The sequence below is a fragment of the Serratia sp. CY76391 genome (assembly GCF_052166695.1).
GTDB lineage: Bacteria > Pseudomonadota > Gammaproteobacteria > Enterobacterales > Enterobacteriaceae > Serratia > Serratia nematodiphila.
This window is the reverse complement of the sequence record NZ_JBJNOJ010000013.1, coordinates 229,341-237,220: the sequence shown is the minus strand read 5'-3', so window position 1 is coordinate 237,220 and position 7,880 is coordinate 229,341. Positions and strand designations below refer to the sequence as shown.

The 7,880-nt window shown below is 57.9% G+C and carries 9 protein-coding genes; 6 read left to right on the top strand and 3 right to left on the bottom strand.

Translation table 11 applies throughout. The annotated features are described in order from the left end of the window. Nucleotides 1-342: 342 nt before the first annotated feature. The gene (gene gmhB, locus ACJ8PN_RS21950; RefSeq protein WP_015378880.1) at nucleotides 343-906 is read right to left on the bottom strand and encodes a D-glycero-beta-D-manno-heptose 1,7-bisphosphate 7-phosphatase; all 564 of its coding nucleotides are present in this window, start codon (nucleotides 904-906) and stop codon (nucleotides 343-345) included. Between the two features lie 189 nt (nucleotides 907-1,095). Here gmhB and metN point away from each other — a divergent pair, with 189 nt between their 5' ends. From metN to proS, 6 genes are all read left to right on the top strand, one after another. Continuing rightward, a complete protein-coding gene (metN, locus tag ACJ8PN_RS21945; protein WP_004932012.1) occupies nucleotides 1,096-2,127 on the top strand; it encodes a methionine ABC transporter ATP-binding protein MetN in 1,032 nt (343 codons plus the stop codon). Continuing rightward, entirely contained in the window at nucleotides 2,120-2,773 is a 654-nt protein-coding gene (locus tag ACJ8PN_RS21940; RefSeq protein WP_004932010.1) for a methionine ABC transporter permease MetI, read from the top strand. Before metN ends, ACJ8PN_RS21940 begins: the two co-directional genes overlap by 8 nt. 39 nt (nucleotides 2,774-2,812) lie before the next feature. Then, on the top strand, nucleotides 2,813-3,628 hold the full coding sequence (locus ACJ8PN_RS21935; protein WP_004932008.1) for a MetQ/NlpA family lipoprotein: 816 nt from the start codon (nucleotides 2,813-2,815) through the stop codon (nucleotides 3,626-3,628). 114 nt (nucleotides 3,629-3,742) lie between these two features. Continuing rightward, entirely contained in the window at nucleotides 3,743-4,147 is a 405-nt protein-coding gene (gene rcsF, locus ACJ8PN_RS21930) for an Rcs stress response system protein RcsF (RefSeq protein ID WP_004932006.1), read from the top strand. Then, entirely contained in the window at nucleotides 4,144-4,851 is a 708-nt protein-coding gene (gene tsaA, locus ACJ8PN_RS21925; RefSeq protein ID WP_004932003.1) for a tRNA (N6-threonylcarbamoyladenosine(37)-N6)-methyltransferase TrmO, read from the top strand. Before rcsF ends, tsaA begins: the two co-directional genes overlap by 4 nt. Nucleotides 4,852-4,971: 120 nt before the next feature. Then, nucleotides 4,972-6,690, top strand: coding sequence for a proline--tRNA ligase (proS, locus tag ACJ8PN_RS21920; RefSeq protein ID WP_074055982.1), 1,719 nt, complete (start codon nucleotides 4,972-4,974; stop codon nucleotides 6,688-6,690). A 61-nt stretch (nucleotides 6,691-6,751) separates the two neighbouring features. Here the strand turns inward: proS and nlpE are convergent, their stop codons facing one another. Continuing rightward, nucleotides 6,752-7,435, bottom strand: coding sequence for an envelope stress response activation lipoprotein NlpE (gene nlpE, locus ACJ8PN_RS21915; protein WP_442535221.1), 684 nt, complete (start codon nucleotides 7,433-7,435; stop codon nucleotides 6,752-6,754). Between the two features lie 29 nt (nucleotides 7,436-7,464). Further along, complete coding sequence (gene arfB / locus ACJ8PN_RS21910) at nucleotides 7,465-7,878, bottom strand: alternative ribosome rescue aminoacyl-tRNA hydrolase ArfB (RefSeq protein ID WP_004931997.1); 414 nt, start codon at nucleotides 7,876-7,878, stop codon at nucleotides 7,465-7,467. Between the last annotated feature and the right edge of the window lie 2 nt (nucleotides 7,879-7,880).

Genomic DNA, 7,880 nt, shown 5'->3' with positions numbered 1-7,880 from the left:
TGAATTTTACTTCAGTTAGTCACTCTTCAAGACTTGATATTTTTTTGCATCCGAAGATGCTGGATATCGTCTTGTGGAGTGCCCACACAGATTGTCTGATAAATTGTTAAAGAGCAGTGAGTTAGGCGCTTTCGCTTGCTAACTCGAGGTGGCGTATATTACGCTTTCCCCTTTCAGAGTCAACCCCAATTTTCAGGATTTTTTCTCTGCGACCCCGGATACTCTGTGAAGTTGTTCACATGTTCCGTGTCGATGGAGGCGCATTATAGGGAGCCGGTTCAGAATGACAAGCGATAATATGCATTTTTTATCTGACCGCTCACTATTCATGCGTAACGCCTATTAAACCCGCTTTTTGATGGCTGCCGGCAGGTCCGCCAGGCTATTTAGCACCCAATCGGCCAGCTTTTCACCCTGCTCCGTCACCGGCTTGCCGGTACGCACCAGCACCTTGGTGCCGACGCCGGCCGCGATCGCCGCCTGCATATCTTCCGGTTTATCGCCCACCATATAAGAAGCGGCCATATCGATGTTCAATTCCTGCTGCGCTTGCAGCAGCATGCCCGGCTGCGGTTTACGGCAGTCACAGACCTGACGATACTCTTCCACTACCGCCTCCGGATGATGCGGGCAGAAATAGATGCCGTCGAAGTCGACGTCGCGATCGGCCAGCGACCAGTCCATCCACTCGGTCAGGTACATAAACTGGTCTTCGCTGAACTTGCCGCGCGCAATGCCCGACTGGTTTGTCACCATCACCAGCGCGAACCCCATCTTTTTGAGTTCGCGACAGGCGTCAATTACGCCGTCAATAAAGTGGAAATTGTCGATTTCATGGACATAACCATGGTCAACGTTAATCGTACCGTCACGATCGAGAAAAATTGCTGGAACGCTTTGTGTCACCGCTTTGCTCCTGAGGGGCTGAATACGCTGACAAGTATCGCATGTTTTACCCCGCACTGAGAACGCCGGAGAACGTCGCTGGCCGTTGACTTAGACGTCTAGACGCCTTAACATCTGATCCATACCTTGGTTCCACGCCGAGGTTTACTTTTATCTAGCCACGGGCAACCACGCTAAAATAAGAAGAATATGATTAAACTTTCTAACATCACTAAAGTGTTCCAGCAGGGTTCGCGCACCATTACCGCGCTCTCTGACGTGACCCTTCACGTCCCTGCCGGGCAAATCTATGGCGTTATCGGCTCTTCCGGCGCCGGTAAAAGCACGCTGATCCGCTGCGCCAACATGCTTGAGCGCCCTACCTCCGGCCAGGTGCTGGTCGATGGCCAGGATCTGACGTCTCTGTCGGAAAGCGAACTGACGCGCGCCCGTCGCCAAATCGGCATGATCTTCCAGCACTTCAACCTGCTCTCTTCCCGCACGGTATTCGGCAACGTGGCGCTGCCGCTGGAGCTGGACAATACGCCGCGCGCCGAGATCAAAAAACGCGTGACCGAACTACTGGAGCTGGTCGGCCTGGCAGACAAACACGACGCCTATCCGGCCAATCTGTCCGGCGGCCAGAAACAGCGCGTGGCGATCGCCCGTGCGCTGGCCAGCAATCCCAAAGTGCTACTGTGCGACGAAGCCACCAGCGCGTTGGATCCGGCCACCACCCGTTCCATCCTGGAGCTGCTGAAAGACATCAACCGCCGGCTGGGCCTGACCATTCTGTTGATCACCCACGAAATGGACGTGGTGAAACGCATCTGCGACCAGGTCGCGGTCATCAGCCAGGGGCAGTTGATTGAAAAAGACAGCGTCAGCGAAGTGTTCTCACACCCGAAAACCCCGCTGGCCCAACAGTTCATTCAGTCCACGCTGCATCTGGATATCCCGGACGACTACGCCGCGCGCCTGTCGCCGGAGCGTCAGGGCGACCGCCAGCCGCTGCTGCGCCTGGAGTTCACCGGTCAGTCGGTCGATGCGCCGCTGCTGTCTGAAGCCGCTCGCCGCTTCAACGTGAACAACAACATTATCAGCGCCCAGATGGATTATGCCGGCGGCGTGAAATTCGGCGTGATGCTGGCGGAGCTGCACGGCAGCGACGAAGACGCGCTGGCGACGATTAAGTTCCTGCAAGAAAATCAGGTAAAAGTAGAGGTTCTGGGTTATGTCTGAGGCAATGATGTGGTTGATGGCGCGTGGCGTGTGGGAAACCGTCATGATGACCTTTGTCTCCGGCTTCTTCGGTTTCGTGCTCGGCCTGCCGGTAGGCGTGCTGCTGTATGTCACCCGCCCGGGGCAGATCATCGCCAACAATTCGCTGTATAAGATCCTGTCCGGGCTGGTGAACATCTTCCGTTCCATTCCGTTCATTATCCTGCTGGTTTGGATGATTCCGTTTACCCGCATGATCGTCGGCACCTCGATCGGCCTGCAGGCGGCCATCGTGCCGTTGACCGTGGGCGCCGCGCCGTTCATCGCGCGCATGGTGGAAAACGCCCTGCTGGAGATCCCGTCCGGCCTGGTGGAAGCCGCGCGCGCCATGGGCGCCACGCCGATGCAGATCATCAAGAAAGTGTTGCTGCCGGAAGCCCTGCCGGGCTTGGTCAACGCCGCGACCATCACCCTGATCACCCTGGTGGGCTACTCCGCCATGGGCGGCGCTGTCGGCGCCGGCGGCCTGGGCCAAATCGGTTACCAATACGGTTATATCGGTTATAACGCCACAGTGATGAATACCGTATTAGTATTACTGGTAGTTTTGGTTTATCTGATCCAATTCTGCGGCGATCGCATCGTCAAAGCCGTTACCCATAAATAGTTTCACCGCATGTTAATGCGAGTCTAATGAGGAAGGGATATGTCGTTAAAATTTAAATCCATCGCGGCAATTGGCGCACTGATCGGCACGCTGGCTCTGGCGGGCTGTGGCCAGGATGAAAAGAATCCGAACCACATCAAGGTCGGCGTGATCGTCGGCGCTGAGCAGCAAGTGGCTGAAGTGGCGCAGAAAGTGGCGAAAGAGAAATACGGTCTGGACGTTGAACTGGTCACCTTCAACGACTACGTGCTGCCTAACGAAGCGCTGAGCAAAGGTGATATCGATCTGAACGCCTTCCAGCACAAGCCTTATCTCGATCAGCAGATCAAAGACCGCGGTTACAAGCTGGTGCCGGTCGGCAACACCTTCGTTTACCCGATCGCTGGTTACTCCAAGAAAATCAAATCGCTGGACGAGCTGAAAGAAGGTTCGCAGATCGCGCTGCCTAACGATCCGACCAACCTGGGCCGTTCGCTGCTGCTGCTGCAGAAAGTTGGTCTGATCAAGCTGAAAGACGGCGTTGGCCTGCTGCCGACCGTGCTGGACGTGACCGAGAACCCGAAAAACCTGAAGTTGGTTGAGCTGGAAGCGCCTCAGCTGCCGCGTTCCCTGGACGATCAGCAGATCGCGCTGGCGGTGATCAACACCACCTACGCCAGCCAGATCGGCCTGACGCCGGCGAAAGACGGTCTGTTCGTGGAAGATAAAGACTCGCCTTACGTCAACCTGCTGGTTGCGCGCGAAGATAACAAAGATGCGGAAAACGTGAAGAAATTCGTTCAGGCCTATCAGTCTGACGAAGTTGACGCGGCCGCCAACAAAATCTTCAACGGCGGAGCGGTGAAAGGCTGGTAAGCGCTTATTCACCCATTTTATTCCTATAATTGCAAGACGGGCCAAGGCCCGTCTTGTTATTTCCGCCATAGCTTGCTTCAATAGCGCCACTTTCATTAAGGCAGAGGAATCTCAATGCGTGTTTTACCTCTCTGTTTGTTAGCGCTCGCGCTGGCCGGATGTTCATCGCAGCGTATCGCGCCGTCCTCAACAAGCAGCACCAGCAAGCCGACCACCACCGCTCCGGCCAAGACCACGCCGGCCGCCCGCCCCGCTCCGGTAAAACTGTACAAAAGTGCAGAAGAGCTCGTGGGCAAGCCGTTCCGCGATCTGGGTGAAGTGTCCGGCGAATCGTGCCAAACCACCGTGCAAGACTCTCCTCCTAATCTGGCCACCGCCCGTAAACGCATGCAAATCCGTGCGTCTTACATGAAGGCCAACGCCGTGCTGCTGCACGACTGCCAGATTGTCAGCGGCGTCGCCGGTTGCTATCAACAGGCCGTTTGTCAGGGCTCGGCGCTTAACGTCTCCTCCAAATGACCGAATTCGTTTTCGAGCAGATCGGCGTGATCCGCTCGCCCTATAAAGAGAAATTCGCCGTGCCCCGCCAGCCGGGGCTGGTCGAAGACGGCGGCGGTGAACTGCTGCTGCTGCCGCCTTACAACCAGGCGGAAGCGGTGCGCGGCCTCAGCGATTTCAGCCATCTGTGGGTGATGTTCATTTTCCATCAAACCATGGAAGGCGGCTGGCGCCCGACGGTGCGTCCGCCGCGTTTAGGCGGCAATGCCCGCATGGGTGTGTTCGCCACCCGCTCCACCTTCCGCCCCAACCCGCTCGGCATGTCGCTCATTGAGCTGAAGGGCGTACGGGTGAAAAACGGTGAAGTGGCGCTGGAACTGGGCAGCCTCGACCTGGTCGACGGCACCCCGGTGGTGGACATCAAGCCTTATCTGCCGTTTGCCGAGAGCCAGCCGCAGGCCCGAGCCGGCTTTGCCCAGGCCGCGCCCGCCGGCGATATGCCCGTGCGTTTCGCACCGCAGGCCGAGCAACAGCTGCAGCAACATCAGGCGCGCTACCCGCAATTAAGGCGTTTTATCAGCCAGGTGCTGGCGCAAGACCCCCGTCCCGCCTATCGTAAAGGAGAGGACATCGAACGGGATTACGCCGTCTGGCTGTTGGATTTCAACGTGCGCTGGCGCGTCGTGGACGGCCACACCGAAGTGTTGGCGCTCGACCCGCGTTAAAATTCCGCCGCCTCTCTTTTGGCGACCCGCTCGCGCTGGTAAACTAAACCACTTTTGTCACTTTTGGCCGCCACTCTGGCAGCCCGATGCAATTTGCAGTTCTAACGGAACCAAAACACCATGCGTACTAGCCAATATCTGCTCTCCACACTGAAGGAGACACCTGCCGACGCCGAAGTGATCAGCCACCAGCTGATGCTGCGCGCCGGGATGATCCGCAAGCTGGCCTCCGGTCTTTACACCTGGCTGCCGACCGGCCTGCGCGTTCTGAAAAAGGTTGAAAACATCGTTCGCGAAGAAATGAACAATGCTAACGCGATCGAAGTTTCCATGCCGGTGGTTCAGCCTGCCGATCTGTGGCAGGAAAGCGGCCGTTGGGAGCAATACGGCCCCGAGCTGCTGCGCTTCGTCGACCGCGGCGATCGTCCGTTCGTACTGGGCCCGACGCATGAAGAAGTGATCACCGATCTGATCCGCAACGAGATCAGCTCGTACAAGCAGCTGCCGCTGAACTTCTTCCAGATCCAGACCAAGTTCCGTGATGAAGTGCGCCCGCGTTTCGGCGTGATGCGTTCCCGTGAGTTCCTGATGAAGGATGCCTACTCCTTCCACACCTCACAGGAGTCTCTGCAGGAGACTTACGACGCAATGTACGAAGCGTACAGCAAAATCTTCAGCCGCATGGGCCTGGATTTCCGCCCGGTGCAGGCGGATACCGGCTCGATCGGCGGCAGCGCCTCGCACGAATTCCAGGTGCTGGCACAGAGCGGTGAAGACGATATCGTGTTCTCCACCGGTTCCGATTTCGCCGCTAACATCGAGCTGGCGGAAGCGGTCGCGCCGGCAGAGCCGCGCGCCGCAGCCAGCGAAGAGCTGCGCCTGGTGGATACGCCGAACGCCAAAACCATCGCCGAGCTGGTCGAGCAATTCCAGCTGCCGGTGGAAAAAACCGTGAAGACGCTGATGGTGCGCGCCACCGAAGAGAGCGGCCACAAGCTGGTCGCCCTGCTGGTGCGCGGCGATCACGAACTGAACGAAGTCAAGGCCGAGAAGCTGGCGCAGGTTGCCGCGCCGCTGACCTTCGCCACCGAAGAAGAGATCCGCGCCATCGTCGGCGCCGGCCCAGGCTCGCTTGGCCCAGTCAAGCTGCCGATGCCGGTAGTTGCCGATCGCAGCGTAGCGGCGATGAGCGATTTCGGCGCCGGCGCCAACGTTGACGGCAAACACTACTTCGGCATCAACTGGGAGCGCGATCTGCCGCTGCCGCAGGTGGCCGATATCCGTAACGTGGTGGAAGGCGACGCCAGCCCGGACGGTCAGGGGACGCTGCTGATCAAACGCGGCATCGAAGTGGGCCATATCTTCCAGCTCGGCACCAAGTACTCGGAAGCGATGAAAGCGACCGTGCAGGGTGAAGACGGCCGCAACCAGGTGCTGACCATGGGTTGCTACGGCATCGGGGTCACGCGCGTCGTGGCCGCCGCCATCGAGCAGAACCACGACGAACGCGGCATCATCTGGCCGGACGCCATCGCGCCGTTCCAGGTGGCGATCCTGCCGATGAACATGCACAAGTCATTCCGCGTGCAGGCGCTGGCGGAAGAGCTGTACAACACCCTGCGCTCCCACGGCATCGATGTGATCCTCGATGACCGCAAAGAGCGTCCGGGCGTGATGTTCGCGGATATGGAACTGATCGGCGTGCCGCACTCTATCGTTATCGGCGATCGTAACCTCGATAACGAAGAGATCGAGTACAAGAACCGCCGCGTCGGCGAGAAGCAAATGATCAAAACCGGCGAAATCGTTGATTTCCTGCTGGGCCAGATCAAACGCTAAGCGCCGATCGCCAGAGAATAAAAAAACCCGCCTAGGCGGGTTTTTTTATATCCGAAACGCGTTACTTGCTGCTGCAGCTTTTACTGCGGTCGAACGCGATCTTGCCGTCCGGCACCACCGCTTTTTCAATCTGCCCCTCTTCCATCGACGGCTGCACGCTGAAGTGCGCGTTGAAGGTCAGGAACACCGGCTCGCCGGCAGTCTTATTGGCTTTGGCGTAACCTTGCTCCAGCGCGATGTTGTTATCCACCGGGAAAGTGATGCCGGTGGCGCAGTCCTTGAACACCGCCGCATCCGCCATATAGGTATAACTGCCTTTCATCACCATTGGCGTTTTAGGCAACGGCTTTTCGACCGGCTCCAGACGGTAATTCAGCTTGGACTCGATCGGCGCGCCGCTGCGATCCAGCATCTCCAGGCTCTTGCCCACCGGACGGAAGTAGCGTTTCTCGCCGGTGCTGTCGGTCAGCACCAGCTTATCCGCGGTGCGCGCCCATTTGCCGTAGTCGGCAAAGGTCTGATCGCCGTCTTTGCTGCCGCGATAGGTTTCCTGCAGCACAAAAGTACCGTCTTCATCCAGGAACAGCGCCGTATCCAGAGCGCCGCAATCAGCGCAAGGCAACACCCCTTGATAACTCTGCGGCATCGCCTGCAGCGGTTGTTCCTTCGGCTGATAATGATTGTTGCATCCCAACAACGAGAGTGCGCCTGCCGCCAAGAACAGGGCTATCGTAATTTTCTTCACAGTTATTCTCCTACTGTGTTCATGTATTCCTAAGTGCGAACCTTTCCGCGCAGCGCCTTGGTGGCGCCTTTACGCGTCTTGCCTTCCAGGCGACGCAGTTTCGCTCCTTTCGTCGGCTTGGTCGCCTTGCGCGTTTTTTCCACCACCATCGCCTGCTGAATCAAAGCGACCAGCCTGGCCAACGCCGCTTCGCGATTCAATTCCTGACTGCGATACTCTTGCGCCTTGATAATCACTACGCCATCGGCGGTAATTAAATGGTGATTCAGCGCCAGCAGCCTTTCCTTATAATACTCTGGCAGGCTGGATGCCCGGATGTCAAAGCGCAAATGGATCGCCGTTGAGGTTTTGTTCACGTGCTGGCCGCCCGCGCCCTGCGCGCGGATCGCCGTCAATTCCAGCTCATTATCCGGTATGGCGACGTTTCTTGACAGTTCCAGCACCG

What these genes read in the sequence shown, in the direction of transcription:
- metN (WP_004932012.1), top strand. Translation starts at nt 1,096, where the DNA reads ATGATTAAACTTTCTAACATCACTAAAGTGTTCCAGCAGGGTTCGCGC.
- ACJ8PN_RS21940 (WP_004932010.1), top strand. Translation starts at nt 2,120, where the DNA reads ATGTCTGAGGCAATGATGTGGTTGATGGCGCGTGGCGTGTGGGAAACC.
- ACJ8PN_RS21935 (WP_004932008.1), top strand. Translation starts at nt 2,813, where the DNA reads ATGTCGTTAAAATTTAAATCCATCGCGGCAATTGGCGCACTGATCGGC.
- rcsF (WP_004932006.1), top strand. Translation starts at nt 3,743, where the DNA reads ATGCGTGTTTTACCTCTCTGTTTGTTAGCGCTCGCGCTGGCCGGATGT.
- tsaA (WP_004932003.1), top strand. Translation starts at nt 4,144, where the DNA reads ATGACCGAATTCGTTTTCGAGCAGATCGGCGTGATCCGCTCGCCCTAT.
- proS (WP_074055982.1), top strand. Translation starts at nt 4,972, where the DNA reads ATGCGTACTAGCCAATATCTGCTCTCCACACTGAAGGAGACACCTGCC.